At 69.1% G+C, this 18,739-nt stretch carries 15 protein-coding genes and 1 pseudogene; 10 read left to right on the top strand and 6 right to left on the bottom strand.

From position 1 onward, the window contains the following. Entirely contained in the window at positions 1 to 876 is an 876-nt protein-coding gene (locus ABH933_RS10710) for an isocitrate lyase/PEP mutase family protein (RefSeq protein ID WP_429416592.1), read from the bottom strand. Then, positions 876 to 2,297, bottom strand: coding sequence for an MmgE/PrpD family protein (locus tag ABH933_RS10705; protein WP_429416589.1), 1,422 nt, complete (start codon positions 2,295 to 2,297; stop codon positions 876 to 878). The genes ABH933_RS10710 and ABH933_RS10705 overlap by 1 nt, the downstream gene beginning before the upstream one ends. A gap of 157 nt (positions 2,298 to 2,454) precedes the next feature. Here ABH933_RS10705 and ABH933_RS10700 point away from each other — a divergent pair, with 157 nt between their 5' ends. After that, positions 2,455 to 3,492, top strand: a complete 1,038-nt coding sequence (locus ABH933_RS10700; RefSeq protein WP_429416586.1) for an Lrp/AsnC family transcriptional regulator — start codon at positions 2,455 to 2,457, stop codon at positions 3,490 to 3,492. Between the two features lie 93 nt (positions 3,493 to 3,585). Continuing rightward, positions 3,586 to 4,261, top strand: a pseudogene (locus ABH933_RS10695) (zinc-binding dehydrogenase); the annotation flags it as partial. Between the two features lie 204 nt (positions 4,262 to 4,465). Here the strand turns inward: ABH933_RS10695 and ABH933_RS10690 are convergent. Both ABH933_RS10690 and ABH933_RS10685 read right to left on the bottom strand, forming a co-directional pair. Continuing rightward, complete coding sequence (locus tag ABH933_RS10690; RefSeq protein ID WP_429416583.1) at positions 4,466 to 6,019, bottom strand: FAD-dependent monooxygenase; 1,554 nt, start codon at positions 6,017 to 6,019, stop codon at positions 4,466 to 4,468. A gap of 150 nt (positions 6,020 to 6,169) precedes the next feature. Next, a complete protein-coding gene (locus ABH933_RS10685) occupies positions 6,170 to 6,784 on the bottom strand; it encodes a TetR/AcrR family transcriptional regulator C-terminal domain-containing protein (protein ID WP_429416580.1) in 615 nt (204 codons plus the stop codon). 74 nt (positions 6,785 to 6,858) lie between these two features. On the opposite strand from ABH933_RS10685, the gene ABH933_RS10680 reads away from it, so the two are divergent. After that, on the top strand, positions 6,859 to 7,419 hold the full coding sequence (locus ABH933_RS10680) for a peroxiredoxin-like family protein (RefSeq protein WP_429416577.1): 561 nt from the start codon (positions 6,859 to 6,861) through the stop codon (positions 7,417 to 7,419). Continuing rightward, positions 7,416 to 7,823, top strand: a complete 408-nt coding sequence (locus ABH933_RS10675) for a nuclear transport factor 2 family protein (protein ID WP_429416574.1) — start codon at positions 7,416 to 7,418, stop codon at positions 7,821 to 7,823. Before ABH933_RS10680 ends, ABH933_RS10675 begins: the two co-directional genes overlap by 4 nt. An 18-nt stretch (positions 7,824 to 7,841) precedes the next feature. On the opposite strand, the gene ABH933_RS10670 is transcribed toward ABH933_RS10675, so the two are convergent. Next, the gene (locus ABH933_RS10670) at positions 7,842 to 9,545 is read right to left on the bottom strand and encodes an MFS transporter (RefSeq protein WP_429416571.1); all 1,704 of its coding nucleotides are present in this window, start codon (positions 9,543 to 9,545) and stop codon (positions 7,842 to 7,844) included. After that, a complete protein-coding gene (locus ABH933_RS10665) occupies positions 9,542 to 9,991 on the bottom strand; it encodes a MarR family winged helix-turn-helix transcriptional regulator (RefSeq protein ID WP_429416568.1) in 450 nt (149 codons plus the stop codon). Before ABH933_RS10665 ends, ABH933_RS10670 begins: the two co-directional genes overlap by 4 nt. 163 nt (positions 9,992 to 10,154) lie before the next feature. Here ABH933_RS10665 and ABH933_RS10660 point away from each other — a divergent pair, with 163 nt between their 5' ends. From ABH933_RS10660 to ABH933_RS10635, 6 genes are all read left to right on the top strand, one after another. Further along, positions 10,155 to 11,546, top strand: a complete 1,392-nt coding sequence (locus ABH933_RS10660) for a dihydroorotase (RefSeq protein WP_429416565.1) — start codon at positions 10,155 to 10,157, stop codon at positions 11,544 to 11,546. 136 nt (positions 11,547 to 11,682) lie between these two features. Beyond that, positions 11,683 to 12,528, top strand: a complete 846-nt coding sequence (locus ABH933_RS10655; protein WP_429416562.1) for an IclR family transcriptional regulator — start codon at positions 11,683 to 11,685, stop codon at positions 12,526 to 12,528. Continuing rightward, positions 12,525 to 14,204: a urocanate hydratase gene (locus tag ABH933_RS10650; RefSeq protein ID WP_429416560.1), complete on the top strand. Its 1,680-nt coding sequence runs from the start codon at positions 12,525 to 12,527 to the stop codon at positions 14,202 to 14,204. Before ABH933_RS10655 ends, ABH933_RS10650 begins: the two co-directional genes overlap by 4 nt. 9 nt (positions 14,205 to 14,213) lie before the next feature. Beyond that, positions 14,214 to 15,314 (top strand): DUF917 family protein, encoded by a 1,101-nt coding sequence (locus tag ABH933_RS10645; RefSeq protein WP_429416557.1) that lies wholly within the window; start codon positions 14,214 to 14,216, stop codon positions 15,312 to 15,314. Further along, positions 15,311 to 16,579 carry a M20 family metallo-hydrolase gene (locus ABH933_RS10640; RefSeq protein WP_429416554.1) on the top strand — a complete coding sequence of 423 codons (1,269 nt, stop codon included), beginning with the start codon at positions 15,311 to 15,313 and terminating at the stop codon, positions 16,577 to 16,579. The genes ABH933_RS10645 and ABH933_RS10640 overlap by 4 nt, the downstream gene beginning before the upstream one ends. Before the next feature lie 162 nt (positions 16,580 to 16,741). After that, the gene (locus tag ABH933_RS10635; RefSeq protein ID WP_429416551.1) at positions 16,742 to 18,658 is read left to right on the top strand and encodes an HAL/PAL/TAL family ammonia-lyase; all 1,917 of its coding nucleotides are present in this window, start codon (positions 16,742 to 16,744) and stop codon (positions 18,656 to 18,658) included. The last annotated feature ends 81 nt before the right edge of the window (positions 18,659 to 18,739 follow it).

Here is an 18,739-nt window from a genome sequence, read left to right as displayed (position 1 = left end):
TCAGGCTCCTTCGGTGCGGTAGCGCTCGCCGAGCTCGGACCATTCGCCGAGGCCGACGAGGGTGAAGAATTCCGCGGGTTTCGTCGGTACCAGCGGCGCCGGATCGTGTCCCGCGAGTTCGGCCAGGCTGGTCAGCATCGCGTAGGCGGCGGCGCCGAGCGGCAGCGACGGCTGGATGGCGATCGCATAGCCGAGTTCGGCGAGCCGTCGCGAGGATTCGATCGGGGTCAGGCCGCCCAGGACGAGATTGATGAGCTTGGGCGCGGACACCTCCTTCGCGATGCGCTCGATCTCCTCGACGCTCTGCGGCGCCTCGACGAACAGGACATCGGCGCCGGCCTCGGCGTACGCGTTGGCGCGCTCGATCGCCGCATCCAGGCCCAGGGGTGCACGGGCATCGGTGCGGGCGATCACGACCAGATCGGGGTCGGTGCGCGCGTCGATCGCCGCCCGCAGCTTCAGGACGAAGTCGCCGGCCGGGACGAGTTCCTTGTCCGGCAGGTGCCCGCACTTCTTCGGAAATGCCTGGTCCTCCAGCTGAATTGCTGCGACACCGGCGGCCTCGTAGGCACGAACAGTACGAATCACGTTGAGCGGGGCGCCGTAACCGGTGTCGGCGTCGGCGATCAGCGGGATGTCGCCGAGCACCTCGGTCAGCATCCGCGCCCGCTCGGTCATCTCGGTCTGAGTCACCAGTCCGATATCGGGCAGCCCGAATCCCGACGCGGCCACGCCCGCGCCGGTCATGTAGGCGGCGCCGAATCCCACCCGGCGCACCAGATGTGCCGAGAGTCCGTCGAAAACACCTGGGGCGATGGTCAATTCGCCGGAGGTGAGGCCTGCTCGCAACCGCCGCCGGGCGTCGTGCGCGGCCATCAGCGCTGCCCGTCCAGGGCGCCGGCGACGGGCGCGGCCAGCAGGTCCGCCAGCTCCCGGACATCGCTGAGATGGTCGATTCCCAGGACCGCGGCCTGGATCGCATCCAGCCGCTCGACCGGCATCAGCGGGCCCACCAGGGAGCGGTACTTGGCGATCAGGTCCTCGTTGGTGACCGGATCGGACGGCCCGCCGTGCGGTTCCCGGATGCGTCTGTGCAGGGTGGTGCCGTCGTCGAGGACGATCGTCAGTTCGGTGGCGAAACGGTCTTGCACCGGCCCGTTCTGGATGTTCTCGTCGAGCTTTACCTCAACCTTGCCGAGTAGCTCCCAGACGTCGTCCGCGTCCAGGCGCGCATCGGTGAACTGCGGCGGCAGCACCTGGCCGTCCAGCAGCGCGACCGCCGCCGCATAGCCGAGGTTCATCTGCGCGCCGATGGAGGTCAGCGGCCGCCGCGGTGTCCACCAGCCGTGGTGGTAGACCGTGTGGCCGACCCGGATCTCGATGTGCGAGATGGTCTTCGGATCGATGTCGTGCTCGGCCCGCAGCTCCAGGGCGGCCTGGATCGTTCCGTGCAAACCACCCTGGGCGGCATAGGATTTCACCATGATGAACTCGGTGTGCCAGCCCTCGCCGAGACCAGCGACGATCTGCTGCGGATCCGGATCGTGGCCCTCGCCGAACACCGCGAGGTAGCCGCCGTACGGGCGGTCGAAGACCTGCTTGATGCCGGTGTATCCGGCGGCGGCCAGCCCGGCGGCGTAATAGCCGTTGCGGGCGGCGAATCCGTGCTGCATCCGCTTGGACATCGCCTCGTACTGGGCCGCCATCAGCCCGGCCGACTGGGTGCCGGCCATGCCGAGGGCGTCCTCGAGCTCGGCGGCATCGAGGCCGCGGAGCTTACCGGCCACCATCGCGGCGGTATGCGTGCCGAACACCGGCCCGCTGTGCCAGCCGCGCGACAGCATTTCCCCGCCGTGCAGCGCCAGCCCGACCCGCGGGCCGACCTCGAAGCCGGCGATCGCTGCGGTCAGCGCGTCGGCGCCGGACACGCCGCCGCGGGACTGCGCGGTCGCCAGCAGCACCGGCAGCACCAGCGAGTTGCTGTGCAGCGGGGCCAGCGGATGGAAGTCGTCGAGCTCGAACCCCTGGACAAAGGTGCTGTTGAGCACCACCGCCGCCGGACCACTGGTTGTCGTGCCGGTGCCGATCACCGGCACGTCCCCGGCGCCCTCGAGGTCCAGCACCGCCGCGGTCGCCACCCGGGACCAGGGCAGCTGGGCGCCGACCAGGCCGCAGGCCACCCCGTCGAGCAGCAGATGCCGGGCGCGGGCCCGGACGCGTTCGGGGATGGCGTCGAGCGTCAACCGCTCGACCCATCGTGCCAGTGGAACCGTCACACCTGTCGTCGATTCGCTCATGTGACCAGTGAACGTCGGCGCAGACATGCATCTCTGAAAATGTAGTGAAAGTTGTCTCGAGCGGCCGATTGATTCGGAAATCGATAGTAAGTGCGGAATTCATGCAGGTAATCTGCTGGATGAGGGGCGGGGTAGCGTGCATCGGAACGGAGCGGTAATGCCCAGGGAGCGATCGACCGAAGCCGATGTCGACGAGGTCGACGTCATGCTGCTCGACGCCCTGCATGCCAACCCTCGGGCCAGCTTCGAGCGGCTGGGTCCGGCGCTGGGCATCTCCGCGGTGACCGCGTCGCGGCGCTGGCAGCGGCTCGCCGACTCCGGCCGGGCGTGGGTCTCCTCGGTGCCCGGCCCGAACCTCGCCTTGGTCGGGGCGGTGTACCAGGTGCGTGCGCAGCCGGGACGCGTCACCGAAGTCGCGGCGGCGTTGGCGGCGATACCGCAGGTCGTCAGCGTGTACGCCACCGACGGTGCCTTCGATCTGCACACTTTGGTGTTCGCCGGTGATATGTCGGCGCTGAGCACACTGCTGCTGGACACGCTGCCGCAGGTACCCGGGATCGCGGCCGGGCAGGCGCAGGTCGGACTGTCGTGGTATAGCGGGGTCCGCTGGCAACTCGGCGCGATGGATACCGCGCAGCGCAGGTCGGTCGAGGCACCAGCCGAGGCGAATCGCACACGGCCGCTGCGCAATCGAGCGCTCGATCCCGCCGATCATGCGCTGTTTCTTGCCCTGCAGCGCGACGGCCGGGCCCGTTACCGCGAGCTGGCCGGGCGGATCGGCGTCTCGGAAGCTCTGGTGCGTCGCCGCCTGGATTCGCTGGTTCGGCGCGGAATGCTGTCCTTCCGAACCGATTTCGCCCGCGGCGAGGGTGGCTGGCCGACCGAATACGTGCTCTGGCTGTCGATTCCGCACCATGCGCTCGACGAGATCGGCGCGGAGATCGGCCGCTGGCCGCAGACCCGGATCTCGCTGTCCACCGTCGGCTCGGCGAATCTTATGGTGATGGCGCAGGTGCACCGGATCGTCGACATCGGTGAGGTACTCGACCGGATTCACCACCTGGCCGCCGAGGTGGGAGTGGTCGATCAGCGGCTGGTGCTGCGGGCGGTGAAGTCGTGGGGGCGGTTGCTGGATTCCGCGGGGCATGCGATCGGCGTCGCACCGGTGGACCCCTGGGCGCCGGTCGACCGGTGACGATCCGGTGGCAGCGGTCGCCACGCGCCCGGTGACCGCCGTCCCGCTCGGAGCCGGGTGGTAACTATCCGGCCGAATCGATGGGCCCGGCCTCCGGTGGTGCATGCCGGTCAGTGCACCAAGGTGGATCCCGCCCCCGATCCCGCCGTGGCGGGGTTGCTGGGATGCGGGGTGATGGCCGGGCTGGGCGCGGCGATGAACACCGGCGGCGTCGGGCGCGGCGATTCGGTGGCCGTGATCGGATGCGGTGGCGTCGGCGACGGCGCGATCGCCGGGGCCCGCCTGGCCGGAGCGTCGACAATCATTGCGGTCGACCGGGATCCGCGCAAACTCCGCTGGGCCGCCGAACTCGGTGCGACCGCATACGATCAACGCCGCCGAGGTCGATGTGGTTGCCGGAATCCGGGAGCTGACAGGTGGTTTCGGCGCCGATGTGGTCATCGACGCGGTTGGGCGCCCCGAGACCTGGAAGCAAGCGTTCTACGCCCGCGACCTGGCGGGAACCGTTGTGCTGGCGGGGGTTCCGACGCCGGATATGCGCCTGGAGATGCCGCTGCTGGACTTCTTTTCGCACGGCGGTGCGCTCGAGTCGTCCTGGTACGGAGACTGCCTGCCGGAGCGCGACTTCCCGATGCTGATCGACCTGTACCGGCAGGGGCGGCTACCGTTCGACAAGTTCGTCACCGAACGCATCGGAATCGACGAGGTGGAGCAGGCCTTCCACACCATGCACGAGGGTGAGGTGCTGCGCTCCGTCGTCGTTTTCTGAGCGCTCGCACTCGCTCGCGAGTACCGGCCACCGCGACATAGTGAGTTGCGGTGGACACCTTGCGACGTGGATCGCCCGCCGGAAGCGGCACTGCCCGAACGGCTTTCTGCTTGGCCCAGCATTGTGCGTTGTCCGTTCGGCGGTAGGACCGGGCGTTCCGCGCTGCGAAGCGAGCGCCCGGCCCTCGGCCGCGACTGCCCTCGGTCAGCGATCGTTCACCGGTGCAAACTCTTTCACCGGTGCACCGAACCAGTGCGCGAGCGCGTCTCGTAGCGCGGGCGCGGCGGTGTCGGCCGGTTCGCCGGTGGGCGCGGCCCAGGCGACGTACGCGTCCGGACGGATCAGCACGGCATCGGCCGGTGGGTGATCGGTTGTGGCCGTGTGGATCTCGATGCGGGAGTCCCAGGCTCGGGCGATCTCGCGGAGGTCCGCGCGGTCCGCGAGGTCCAACAGGACCGGATGTGCGGGTCGCATGAGCTCGGCAACGCTGGTCGCGCCCCGATCGGTGCGCAGGGCAAGGTCGGGGACGAAGGCGCCGATCAGGGCGTGCCGGTCCGAACCGGGCGCAGGGTAGCGAATGTCGTTGCCCGCGATCATGTCCGCGATGCGGCGCACCGGCTGCTCATCGGAGAACAACTGCTCGAACAGCTCGCGCAGCGCCTGCGCGTCCGGATCCTGCACGCGCCGCAACACCGTCTGGGCCCGGGTGTGACGCAGGATGTGGGCCCCGGCGAGGTGGCGTTCGTCGTGGTAGGTGTCCAGCAGGCCGTCCGGCGCCCAGCCGTGGACGGCGGCGGCCAGCTTCCAGGCCAGATTGACCGCATCGGTCAGCCCGGCGTTGAGGCCCACGCCGGTGGCGGGGAACTGGTGTGCCGAGTCACCGGCCAGCAGGATCCGGCCCGCGCGGTAGCGTTCGGCCAGCCCGGCTCGGGCCCGGTAGCGCGAGAGCCGAAGCGGTTCTCCCAGCGGCATTCTCACCCCGAGCACCCGGTGAATACTGTCTTGCAGTTCGGTGAGTGTCAGCGGGCGGTCGTCGTCGGCGTCGGCGGGTTCGTTCTCGGTGGTCTGGATCATCATCGCGCCCGGATGCGATCCGAATGCGAACAGGCCGTTGTCGGTATAGGTGTAACCCGCCGGAATGCGCCCGGCCCCGGGCACCTCGAGGTCCCCGTTGTCGAGGCGGGTCACCCCCTCGGGAATCGCGACCTGCCCCAGCCGCAGCACCTCGGGATAGAGGGTGCCGGGGAATGGGATTGCGGCCAGCTCGCGGATCCGGCTGTTCCCGCCGTCGCAGCCCGCCAGGTAGCGCGCGGTGAGGCGGTACGGCCCGTCGGGCCCGCGCACCTCGACGGTCACCGTCTCCCTGTCCTGGCTCACAGCGACGACCTCGTGCCCGCGACGGATCTCGGCGCCGAGTTCGGTCGCGTAGGCGTCGAGCACGCGCTCGAGCTTCGGCTGGGGGATGCCCATCGCGGGCATCGGGTTGTCCCGCAATGTGGAGAAATCCACGTGCAGGCCGCCGAACGGGATGGCGGGAGCCGGATGCGGTTCGGCGCCGACCGCGCGGAACCGCTCCATCAGCCCCCGATACCGCAGCAGATGCAGGATCTGCCCGCCGAAACCGTTGGCCTTCGGGATCTCCCAGATCTGTGGCCGCCGCTCCAGGATCAGCGTTCGCACCCCGGCCGATCGGAGCTCGGCGGCCAGCAACAGGCCGACCGGCCCCGCGCCCACGATGATCACGTCGGTGTCAGTCACTCATTACCCCTATTTCCGCAGGTGATGGCATTTGCTGGACGATTGTGCGGCATCACCCGGGCCTTGCGGCAAGCCCCCGGGTGCGATATATGTTGAAGAGGGAGGGAGGCACTTCACATTCTTCGATCGCCTCTCGGGGTGTTTCCCGGATCAGCGCAGGCTCTCGGCGAGACCGCGCAGCACGATCTCCAGTCCGCCCCGGAATTCGTCGTCGGGGGACATCGCGGACGCCAGGCCGGCGGTCCGGGCCAGGAGCGGATACGACTCGGCGTGTGCCAGCGCCGCGGTGCCGGGCCCGGTGATCGAGGCGTAATGGTGGTTCTCGAGGTGGCCGACCAGGAATCCGACCACCGTGCGCTGGGCGATCACCAGGTCGGGGCCGGTGAATCCGGCCTCGGTCAGCACCGTGAGCATGGCCTCGATCCAGCGCATGGTGGCCGCCGAATTCTGCCGGTGCCGCAGCGTCAGCGGCAGTGCCGCGGGGTGCGCTGAGACCACGGCGCGCACCCGATCCAGCAGCGTGGCGATGCGCTCGCGCCAGTCCAACTCCGGGGGCAGGGCGACCTCGATCGGGTTCAATACGCGGTCCGCGACCAGAACCTCCAGCCGATCCCGGTCGGGCACATAGCGATACAGCGCCATCGTCGCCATATTCAACTCCTTGGCGACCGCGCGCATCGTCAGCGCGGACAGGCCGTCGCGATCGATCACCGCCAGCGCCGCGGCGGCGAGATCGTCGGTGGTCAGCGAGCGGGGGCGGGGCATGGATTGACAGCGTACAAGATACGCGCATACTGAATGTAGGCGTATGACGTACGCCTACGAAGGGAGACTCACTCATGTCACTGCCTGCCACGGTGTCCGCCCGGACGCTGACCACCGTCACGGGGGCGTCGGTGCCCGTGCCCGATCCGCATCGGCTGATCCATCTGCAATTTCGCCGATTCGCCGGATGCCCGATCTGCAATCTGCACCTGCGCTCGATCGTCCTGCGCCGCAGTGAGATCGCCGCCGCCGGAATTCGCGAGGTCGTGGTATTCCATTCCGGCGCAGCGGAACTGCGCAAATATGTCGGCGACGTACCGCTGGACCTCATCGCGGATCCGGGGCGCACGCTGTACCGCGAGTTCGGCGTCGAGTCCGCCCCGCGAGCGCTGCTGGATCCGCGGGCCTGGCCGGGCATCGTGCGTGGCGTGGCCGCGGAGCTGCGCGCCGTGCTTCGCCACGAGAAGGTGCCCCTGCGCGGGCGGCCCGAGAACGGCCGATTGGGTTTGCCCGCGGACTTCCTCATCGCCCCCGGGGGCTCGGTGCTCGCCTCGAAACACGGTGTCCACGCCGATGATCAGTGGTCGGTCGACGAACTACTCGCCCACGCCGAGCGGGCGGAGGTGGTCCGATGACCTCCGTGGCGCACAATGAGGCCGGCGGACTGCACGCCGAGGAGGATCTGACCGAATTCCTGACCCGATATCCCGAACAGATGGCCTTCGGGGACGAGGAACCGGGCCGGATCATCGATCGCTGGTTCGCCCCCGGATTCGTCTTCCGCAACGACGGACTTGTCCTGGAGCGGCAGCGACTGATCGATCACGTCCGGCCCGCGCGCCGCAATGCGCGCGCGATCAGCGTGGATGTACACGCGAAACTGTTGTCGAACAACGGAATTGCCGCCCACTATACGCTACACGCGACCATGCGCACCGGTGCGGTCGTCTCCACCGAGATCTTCATGGTCGGTGAGCTGGCCGGGGACGGGCGAATCAGCGCCCTCGAGCAGCGGAGCCGAATGCTGGGCGCCGCGTGAGCTTTTCCCGGGGGCGGCTCAGGCGGTGGGATCCTGCGCCGTGGCCGGGGCCGGGCGGCCGCGCAGCAGCGAGGCGACGGCGCCGATCAGCGCCATGATCGCCGCGGCGGTGAACGCGATGACCAGGCCGTGGTGGAACGGGCCGGACACCAGGTGCGGGAAGAAATCGGTCCCGGTCAGCGTGGCCGCATTCGCTGGCGGCAGGGTGTGCAGCACGTTCGTCGGGCCGAGCAGGTGCGCAATCGGATTGTTGCCCAGGAATGCGGAGAACAGGCTGCTGACGGGCGGGAGGGAGGCGACCTGGGTGGCGGTGCCGGCCGGCACCCCATTGGCCTGCAACCCCGTGGACAGTGTGTGCGGCAGGGTCGAGGCCAGGCCGGTGATCATGAGCGAGAAGAACACCCCGATCGACAGCGCCTGACCCGAATTCTGCAGGGTCGCACGCATTCCCGAGGCGACCCCGCGGCGCTGCGCGGGCACGCTGCTCATGATCGCGGAGGTGTTGGGCGCGGAGAACATGCCCTGCCCGAATCCGCTGGCGAACAGCAGCAGGGCGAACTCCGGATAGGAGAACAACACCGGCAGCGCGGTCAGCCCGACGAAGGACACGGCCACGATCAGCAGTCCGGCGGTGGCGAACAGCCGCGCACCGTATCGATCCGACAGGAATCCGCACAGCGGTCCGGCCACGAGGAATCCGGCGGTCAAGGGCAGCATGTAGATTCCGGCCCACAGCGGGGTCGAATCGTAGGAATATCCGTGCAGTGGCAGCCAGATGCCCTGCAACCAGATGATCATGGTGAACTGCATGCCGCCGCGAGCGATGGAGATCAACAGGGCGGCAAGGTTTCCCGCGGCGAAGGCGCGCACCCGGAACAGCGCGAGCTGGAACATGGGCTGGCGCACCCTCGTCTCGATCACACAGAAGGCGACCAGCAGCAGCACGCCGCCGGACAGGGCCGCGACCACCAGCGGGTTGGTCCACCCGGTGGCGTGCCGGCCGTAGGGCTGGATGCCATAGGTGATGGCGGCCAGGATGATTCCGGTGCCGACGGTGAACGTCGCGGTGCCCGCCCAGTCGATCCGCGCGGGCTGGCGCGCGCCGATCTCGCGAAGGCTGCGGTAGGACCAGATGGTGCCGATGAGGCCGACCGGAACGCTCACCCAGAACACCGCGTGCCAGTCGATCGCCGCCAGCAGGCCACCGGCCAGCAGGCCCAGGAACTGTCCCGCCAGCGCGGTGATCTGGTTGATGCCCAATGCCATTCCGCGCTGGCGCGCGGGGAAGGCGTCGGTGAGAATGGCCGCGGAATTTCCGGTCAGCATCGCGCCGCCGAAGGCCTGCACCATCCGCCAGCCGATCAACCACAGCGCGCCACCCTGGCCGTGCATCGGATCCACCGACAGCGCCAGCGAGGCCGCCGAGAACACCACGAAACCCGTGTTGTAGATGTGGACCCGGCCGAACATGTCGCCGAACCGGCCCAGGGTCACCACCATGACCGCCGAGACCAGTAGGTAGCCCAGGATCATCCACAGGAGATAGCCGATATTGCCCGGCGCCAGCGGGTCCAGGCCGATGCCGCGGAAGATCGCGGGTAGGGAGATGATCACGATCGAGGAGTCGAGCGTCGCGATGAGCACGCCGAGTGTGGTGTTGGACAGCGCCACCCACTTGTAGCGATCGCTGACCGGAGGAGCCTGAACTGCGGTGGTGCTCATAGTCTTTCGGCTAGCCTCTCCAGCAGTGGTAATGCGTCGATCAGATGCTTCCGCTCGGCGGCGGTGAATTCGGCGGCCAGGGCCCGCTCGATGCGCAGGGTCGTTTCGCAGCGGCGGTCGCCGATGAGCTCGCGGCCCGCGTCCGTCACCGACATCAGCACGCGGCGTCCGTCGGCGGCGTCGGGGGTGCGTTCGACCAGCGCGCGCACCTCGAGTGCCGCCAGCGTGGTGCCCATGGCCTGCGGCCGTACCCCCTCCAGCTCGGCCAGTGCTCCGGGTGCGGCCGGTCCCTGCCGCTCCAGCCGGGCGAGCACCGACACCTCCGACAGGGTGAGTTCGCCGACGGCGTGCGCCCGTCGTAACCGGCGAGCGATGCGCCCCACCGCGATTCGCAGGCGGGCGGCGGGTCGTGCCGTCTCCGCGGTGTGTTCGGACTCCTTATCCACAGTAATAACAATAGGCTTATCAGTCTGGACAGACGAAATTGTGGCGAGAATCGGCTATCGGCAGCGCGCCGGGCCGTCGGTGAGGAGGTCTTGTACCTGTGGTTTTCCCAATTCGCGGGAATAGCCTGTCGTGCTGCTCCGGCGATCCGTACCGTCCGTCTGCATGGATGAGATGCCCGCCGATGTCGACCTGGTGGTCTCCGGTCAGGTGCCGCTGTCCGGCGGAGGGTTCGGTCCGGGGCGGGTGTATATCGCCGATGGACGCATCACCGCGGTAGTCGAGGCGGCCGATCGTGAGGATGTGGGTAATGGCGAGATCGGATCGGCCAGAGTGATCGATGCCGGTGCGGCGTTCATCCTGCCCGGCGCCGTCGACGCGCATGTGCACTCGTACTCGCATGCGGGCGAGGGGCTACTGGCATCGACCTCGGCCGCTGCCGCAGGGGGTGTGACGACCATCGTCGAGATGCCGTTCGACGCCACCGGCCCGATCAATTCGGTGGATCGCCTGGCCGCCAAGCAGCAGCGGATCGCGGACGAGGCGGTCGTGGACGTCGCACTGCTCGGCACCCTCGAACCCGGCGGCGGCTGGCGCCGGGCGCAGGACCTGGTCTCGCACGGGGTGGTCGGATTCAAGGTGTCCCTCTTCGACACCGATCCGTTCCGGTTCCCGCGCATCTCGGACGCGGAACTGCTGCCGGTGATGCGGGCGGTGGGCGAGGCCGGATCGACGCTGTGCACCCATGCGGAGAACAACGAGATCATCAGGGCGCTGCTGGCGGAGCAGGACGGGCGCGATCCGAACGACCCGGGTGCCCACGCCGCCACCCGGCCACCGGTCAGTGAGACACTCGGCGCGCTCACCGCCATGGAAATCGCTGCGCACCAGGGGAATCCGCTGCACCTGTGCCATCTGTCGCTGGGCCGCTCGGCCGCGCTCGTGGGCTGGTACCGCGAGCAGGGTGTAGACGTGAGCTTCGAGACCTGCCCGCACTATCTGATCTTCACCGAGCGGGATGTGTTCGCGCACAGGGGACGACTGAAGATCAACCCGCCGCTGCGCGCGGCCGTCGAGCGAGAGGCCATGTGGGACGCGGTAACCGGCGGCCTGGCCACCGTGATCTCCTCGGACCACGCACCGTGGCCCGCGCAGTGGAAGGATCATGAGCGCATCCTCGACAACCACTCCGGCGTGCCCGGCGTCCAGACGCTGGTGGCCGCGACCCTGGGCGAATGCCTGCGCCGATACGGCGCGGGCAAGGAATTCGAGACGACCGTCGCCGCGCTCACTGCCAATCCCGCCGAGCGATATGGACTGACACACAAGGGAACTCTCGCCCCTGGATACGATGCGGACATCATGGTCCTCACTCCCGACCCCGGCTTCCGGATCACCGCCGACGGTCAGTACTCCAACGCCGGATGGACCCCATACGAGGGATACGCCCCGGGTGCGCGGGTGACTACGACGATCTCGCGCGGAGAGGTCGTCTGGTCGGCCGCGGCCGGACTGTCGGCCAAGCCGGGACGGGGTGCGCAGGTTGTCCGCCGATGAGGGGCTCGAAGGCGGCTGGGCGCTGGAAGTACCTCCGGAACCCGGGGCGAGAATGCCGGGCCGGGGTCCCGCCGGTAGGGAGGTGGTCTGCTCGGACGACACCCGGTTGTCGGCCCGCCCGGGGCGTGGACCGAACGTGAGCAGGGGGCGCAGGCAGGACGGGGTGGAAACGCCGCGGGATCGTCAGGCGGAGGCGCGTGTCGCGCGTACCCCCGAGGGCAAGCTCTCCGCGCTCGACCGCGGTCTGCAGATCCTCGGTTTCGTCCAGGACAACGGTCGGGTGACCGCGGCGGAGATTGTTGCGGGACTGGGGATTCCGTCTTCGAGTGTGTATCGGTATCTGGGGCGCCTCGAACGCGCGGGGTACCTGGTCGAGCTGGACGGGCAGTTGCTTGCGGGGGATCGGATGGCCGACCGCAGTACCGATCGGCGGGCGCATCTGATGGAATTCGCGCAGCCGGTGCTGAACTGGCTGCGCGGGCAGTCGGGCCTGACGGTCGCTCTGACCGTGCGGGCGCACACCGCGGCGCTGTGCCTGGACGTGCGGCGCGGCGACGGTGGCTGGGTGGCCTATCACCCGGGCGAGGTCCTGGCCCTGTATGCCGGGGCCAGTGCCCTCCCGCTGTTGGCGATGGCACCGGTCGCCGTGCGAAATCAGGTGTTGCGGGCGAAGATTCAGCGTTTCACGGCGGCGACTCCGGACCGGGCGGGCCTGCGCACGGAACTGGACGCGATCCGCCGCGACGGGCACGCGGTCAGCCGAGGCTGGCTGACCCCGGGGATGACGGCGGTCGGCGTGCCGGTCGTGGTCGACGGCGGTTGCGTCTGCGCGCTGTCGCTAGTCGGCCCCGATCACGCCCTGGTCGAGGCGGATCTCGCGGTGCGGTGGCTGCATCGGGCGGCCGAAGAGATATCCCGGCGCATCACCGGCAGTGCGGCGCCCAGCTGGCGGCTGCCCGACGAGGAGAGGTACTGGTCATGATCACCGCGGCCCGGGGAAATGTGTTGCGCTGCAAGTCCTGGCGGGCCGAGGCGCTGCTGCGGATGCTGGAGAACGTGCTCGAGGTGGGCGAGCGTCCGGAGGAACTGGTGGTGTACGCGGCGCTGGGCAAGGCCGCCAGGGACTGGCCCGCATATCACGCCATCGTGGATGCGTTGCGCGCCTTGGAGATCGGCCAGACATTGGTGCTGCAGACCGGCCGGCCGATCGGCGTCCTGACCACCCATCCCGGTGCGCCGCTGGTGGTGTCCGCGGTCAACAACACCGTCGGCCGCTGGGCCACCGAGGAGCGCTGCTACGAGCGCATGCGCGAGGGCAAGACGATCTGGGGCGGGCTGACCGCGGCGGCGTGGCAGTACATCGGCCGCCAGGGTGTGCTGGGCGGCACCTACGAGCTGCTGCGCGCCGCACAGCGAAAGCACTTTCCCGAGGCCGATGGGCGCCACCGCTGGCTGCTCACCGCGGGCCTGGGCGGGATGGGGTCGGCACAGCCGATCAGCGCGAAGATGGCGGGATTGTCCTCGCTGACAGTCGAAGTCGACCCTGCCAAGATCGACAGGCTGGTCGTGGCGGGCGGGCTGGACCTGGTCGCCGCCGACCTCGAGGAGGCCCTGGCGGCGATCGGCAAGGCCGTCGCGGCGGACAGTCCGACCGCGGTTGCGCTGCAGGGTAATTCGGCCACGGTATTCGAGCGAATCGCGGCGCGGGGAGTCGTGCCCGATCTGGTCACCGATCAGACCGCGGCCCACGATGCCCGCTTCGGCTACGTCCCCGAGGGGCTGGACCTGGCCGACTGGATACGGCTGCGTGAATCGGCGCCGCGCGAGATCGAGCTGCGCGCAAGGGAATCCATGGCCACCCAGGTACGGGCGATGCTGGCGCTGCGCGACGCGGGCGCGGTGGTCTTCGAGAACGGGAACAACCTGCGGGTGCAGGCCGCCGAGGCGCTGTCGCCGCCGGAATCGGAGCGGGCCTTTGCGGGCATACCCGGATTCATGCAGGCGTACCTGCGCCCGCTGTTCTGCCGGGGGATCGGCCCGTTCCGATGGGTGCTGCTGTCCGGATCGGAGGCCGATCGGGACGTCGTCGACGAGCTCGCCTCGCGACTGTTTCCCGAGCGGCCCGAGGTCGCCGAGTGGATCGCCCTTGCCCGGCAGCATATTCCGCCGCAGGGGCTGCCCGCGCGGTCCTGCTGGCTCGGCTACGGCGAACGCGCCGCGCTGGCGGTGGCGGTCAACGATGCGGTGCGTGACGGCCGGATCTCCGCACCGGTGGCGTTCACCAGGGACCATCTCGATTCCGCGGGCATGACCCACCCGAGAATAGGCACCGAGGGCATGGCCGACGACTCCGACGGGGTGTCCGACTGGCCGATCCTGGACGCGATGCTGCTGGCCACCGCAGGTGCGGATCTGGTGGCCGTGCACTCCGGCGGCGGCGGTTATTCGGGCTGGATGCAGTCGTCCGGGGTCACCGTGGTCGCGGACGGCACCCCCGAGGCGAGGGAGCGGCTGCGGCTGGCACTGGACCTGGACTCGGGCCTGGGCGTGCTGCGTCACGCGACGGCTGGATATCCGGAAGCACAACAGGCCGTACGCGATTCGGCCCGGCCGGCGTCGCATGGTCCCGAATTGCACTGGATCAACCCGAACACGTAAGGACGGATCATGCGTGAACTGACTTCCGACGACGCCCGGCGGGCGGTCCTGGGCGGAGGCGTCTTCGCCTGCGGTGGTGGCGGCTGGCGGCATCACGGCGAGCTGATGGGCCGCCTGGCCACCGAGGTGAACCGCCCGATATTGGCCGCGATCGACGAACTGCCACAGGACAGTTGGGTTGCGACGGTGACCGCGATCGGCGCCCCCGCCGCCAAGGACTGGGAGATCCGCCCGGTCGACTACGTGCACGCCCTGCAGGAGCTCATGCGCGTGTCCGATGTGCCGATTTCCGCGGTCATCACCGGGCAGAACGGCTACTCGACCACCCTCAACGGCTGGATCCAGTCCGCGGTGCTCGGGGTGAAGGTGCTGGACGCCGCGGGTGACGTGCGCGCCCACCCCACCGGCAAACTCGGCTCGCTCGGCCTGACCACCCGCGAGGGGTACGTGTCCACCCAGGTGGTGTGCGGCGGAAACCGGTCCCTGCACGGGCATTTCACCAGCATCAACACCGGGCGGGTGGACACCTGCGACGACGTGCTGCGCGATATCTCCGTGCGCACCGGTGGATTCATCGCCGCGGCGCGGAACCCGGTCGAATTGTCCTGGGTGCGTGATCATGCGGCGCTGGGCGTCATTTCGCTGGCGCTGCAGCTCGGTGCGGAGATGGAGGAGGCGGGCGAGGGAGCCGCGGCGGGCGTGCGCGGAGAGGCGGTCGCCGCGGCGGTGTGCAAGCGCATCGGTGGCACGGTGATCGACCGTGGGGCATTGTTTTTCGAGGTCCCCCTGACGACCCGCGGTGGCTTCGACCACGGGACGTTCCGCATCGGCGCGCACACCGTTCCCTACCTGAACGAGTACATGGCCATCGAGGGGCCGCAGGGGCGGGTGGCGACGTACCCGGACACCATCGTGATCCTGCGCGCCGAGGACGGATTTCCACTGGCGGTCAAGGACGCTCATGAGGGTCTGGATGCCGTGCTGATCAGGGCCGAGGCCAGTGCCCTGCCGCTGTCCTCCTCCGCGGTCGACCCGGTCGCGGTCGGGGAATGCGAGCGGATCATGGGCATCGATTTTCTCGAGTACCTGCCGCAGCGGGCGGGCCGATGACCGCCCTCGCGCCCGAATCCGGCAGGCTCGCAGCGGATCTGGAGGCCCTGGCCGAATTCCACGATCCGGAGCTGTCCGGATGGAGCCGAGAGGCGTTCTCGAGTCCCTACCGCGCGGCCCGGGAATGGGTGCGCGCCACCATGTCCGGCGCCGGGCTCGAGGTGCACATCGATGCGGCCGGCAACGTCATCGGCAGGCTCGCGGGGCGCGATCCGGCCAAGCCGCCGTTGGTGACCGGCTCGCACACCGACACCGTCTCCCGGGGCGGGCGCTACGACGGAGTCGTGGGGGTCCTGTCGGGCATCGAAGTAGCGCGGCGGCTGCGCGAAACCGGAACTCGGCTGGAGCGGGACCTGCTGGTGGTCGACTTCCTCGGCGAGGAGGCCAACGAATTCGGGGTGTCCTGCCTGGGTTCGCGGGCAATCACCGGGCAGCTGATACCGGAACATCTCGACCGCACCGACGGCACCGGCCTGGCCCTCGGCCGGGCCTTCGAATCCTTCGGCCTCGATGCTGGTGCGGCGACCCGAATCGCCTGGGCTGCAGAGGGAATCCACGCCTACCTGGAACTGCACATCGAACAGGGGCCGCTGCTGGAACGTTCGGGCGAGCAGATCGGCGTCGTCACCGCCATCGCCGGAATCGACCGCGTGCTGGCGAGTTTCAGCGGCCTGGCGGGGCACGCCGGTACCACGCCGATGGCCGAGCGGCACGACGCGCTGGTCGCCGCGGCGGAGGCGGTGCTGATCGTGGAACGGGTCGGTTGCGGCGCACCGGGTCACGGCGTCGCCACCAGCGGCCGGATCGAGTCCAGCCCAGGATCGATGGGCGTGATCACCGACCGCGCCCGGCTCTGGGCCGAGCTGCGCAGCGTCGATCCGTCCTGGTTGCACGGGGCGCGGCGGCAGATCGTGGACGAGATCACCGCCGCCGCAAGGGCACGCGGGGTGGAGGTGGAGACCGAATACCTCACCGATCAGGACCCGGTCCCGGCCGCGGCACCGGTCCAGGATCTGATCGCGACCACGGCGTCGGATCTGGGCTACACCTGGAAGGCGGTGCCGTCGGGCGCCGGACACGACGCCGCGCACCTGGCGCGGCTCGGACCCATGGGCATGATCTTCGTGCCGTCCGTCGGCGGATTGTCGCACTGTCCGCAGGAGTTCACCGCGGCCGCGGACATCGCCCGCGGTGCGCACGTGCTTGCCGAGGCCCTGGTTGCCCTCGATCGCGAGCCATTGCCGCGATCGGCGTTCTCGCGGTAGCTGGGCGCCTGGCGCGTGCGTCGTCGCACGACAACGCCGATCGATGGTAGGCGTTGTCGTGAGAACGATCATCGGGCGTACTTCTCGCTGTGGGCGAGGCCGCACACGGATCGATAGCTTTGCGGCAGTTGAGGATAGCTCGTCAGATCGGAAGGTGCCTTGATGCTGGAACAGAATTCGCCCGGTCACACCGAGCCCATGGCCCTGCCCGATCACACCGAGCCGACGGTCCTGCCTGGGTATGTCGAGTCGCGGGCTTTGCCTGAGCCTGCGGAGTCGGTGGCCGTGCCTGGACATGTCGAGTCGATGGCGTTGCCCGATTACGCGGAGCCGATTGCCCTGTCCGGCAGGGCCGAGGTGGTGGTCCTGCCCGACCAAGCCGCGCCGATGGCCTTGCCCAGCGACACCGATCCGCTGCCCGAGGCGCTGTCCGAGCCGGTGGCCCTGTCCGGCGGGCTCGACTCGCTGACCATGCAGGACGACGGTCCGCCGCTGCTTCCCTTGCCCAGCAGGGGAAGTCGGCACGTCGAGCTGATTCTGGACGGCGATTCCCTCCGTTGGCGGGACATTGTCGCTGTGCTGGAGGCGGATTCGGTGGAGGCCCGGCTCGCGGAGTCGGCGCGGGAGGTGATGGCGCGGGCGCGGGCGGGCGCGGTCGGCGAGTTGCTGCGGGCGGACGCGCCCCGGGTGTACGGCTGGAATCAGGCGCTGGGGCCATTGAAGGATCGGGCGCTGGCGGACTCGGAGCAGCGGCAGTTCCAGATCAACATCTTGCGCTCGCATGCCGCCGGGGTCGGTGAGCATCTGTCCGCGCCGATCGCCCGGCTCGCATTGATCCTGCGCGCCAACGCTCTTGCGCGCGGCACGGCCGGCGTGCGGCCGGAGGTGGTGGATCGGATGCTGACGGTGCTCAATGCCGGAATCGTGCCGTTGATGCCGGAGGTCGGATCGCTGGGGACCGGCGACCTGCAGCCGATGGCGGCGGCTGGGCTGCTGTTGATCGGCGATCGGGTCCCGGCCGCCGATCGGACCGGGGTCACCACGGCGCCGGAGGCGTTGCGGCGCGCGAAACTCGCCGTGCGGTTCGATCTCGAAGCGGGAGAGGCGTTGTCGTTGATCAGTGGCAGTGCGGTGCTGTGCGCCTGCTACGCGGCGGCGGTGCGGAGGTCCGGGTACCAGTTCGACACCTTCATGGCCGCGTTCGCGATGTTCTGCGAGGCGACCCGGGCCGAGCGGCAGGCCTTCGATCCGCGCATGCACGCCGAACGGCGCATACCGCAGGAGGCCGTGGCCAATGCGCGTATCCTGGCGCTGGTCTCAGGCAGCGAGTGGATGACCCGGCAGGGCAGGGCCCGCCTGGGCGAAATATGCCCGCGCATACAGGATTCCACCTCGGTGCGCTCGACGCCGCACAAGGCCGCGAGCATGTTGCGCACCATCGAGGAGGCCAAGCGGCAGCTGGTCTGGGAGGCGAATGCGTCGACCTCGAACCCGCTGGTGCTCGAGAATGCCGACGGCTGTTTCGAATTCGTGACCGGCGGCAATTGGGACTGCAGCCTGCTGGGCCATTCGGCGCACATGCTCAACGTCCATGTCACCGATATCGCGGTGCTGGCCAAGGATTTATCGGGCCGCCTCGGCAACGACCTGTGGAGCTACGGGCTGCCCACTAGCCTGTCCGGCGGCAAGGTCGGCCTGAATTCGGGCATGACGCTGGTGCATGCGGTGGGCGCGTCGCTGATCCCGGAGATGCATGCGCGTTCGACACCGGTAAGCTCGCTGTCCTTTCCGATCAAGGGCGGGCAGGAGGATCACAACACCATGGCGATGGCCTCGGTCCGGAATCTGGTCTCGAACCTGGACCGGTTCGACGTGGTGCTGGGTGTGCTGGTGCTGATGGCCGCGCAGGGTATCGATCTCATCGCCGACCGAATGCGCGGCCTGCGGCTGGGGCGTGGCACCGCGCGGGCGCACGCGGTGGTTCGCGGTGTCGTCGAACCTCTTGCGGACGACCGATACATGACCGACGACATGGAGAAGGTCACCGCGCTGGTGCGGTCGGGGCTCGTCACGGGGTGACCTCTGTAGCCGCGGCGAGGTAGCGATCGTGTAATCAGCTTCATGGCGGATGTTTTCGTGCTCTCCGGCGTCGGCATCTGT

Source organism: Nocardia sp. GP40, from assembly GCF_050434125.1.
GTDB lineage: Bacteria > Actinomycetota > Actinomycetes > Mycobacteriales > Mycobacteriaceae > Nocardia > Nocardia albiluteola.
Note: the sequence above shows the minus strand (reverse complement) of the source record. Positions and strands in the feature narration are given on the sequence as shown.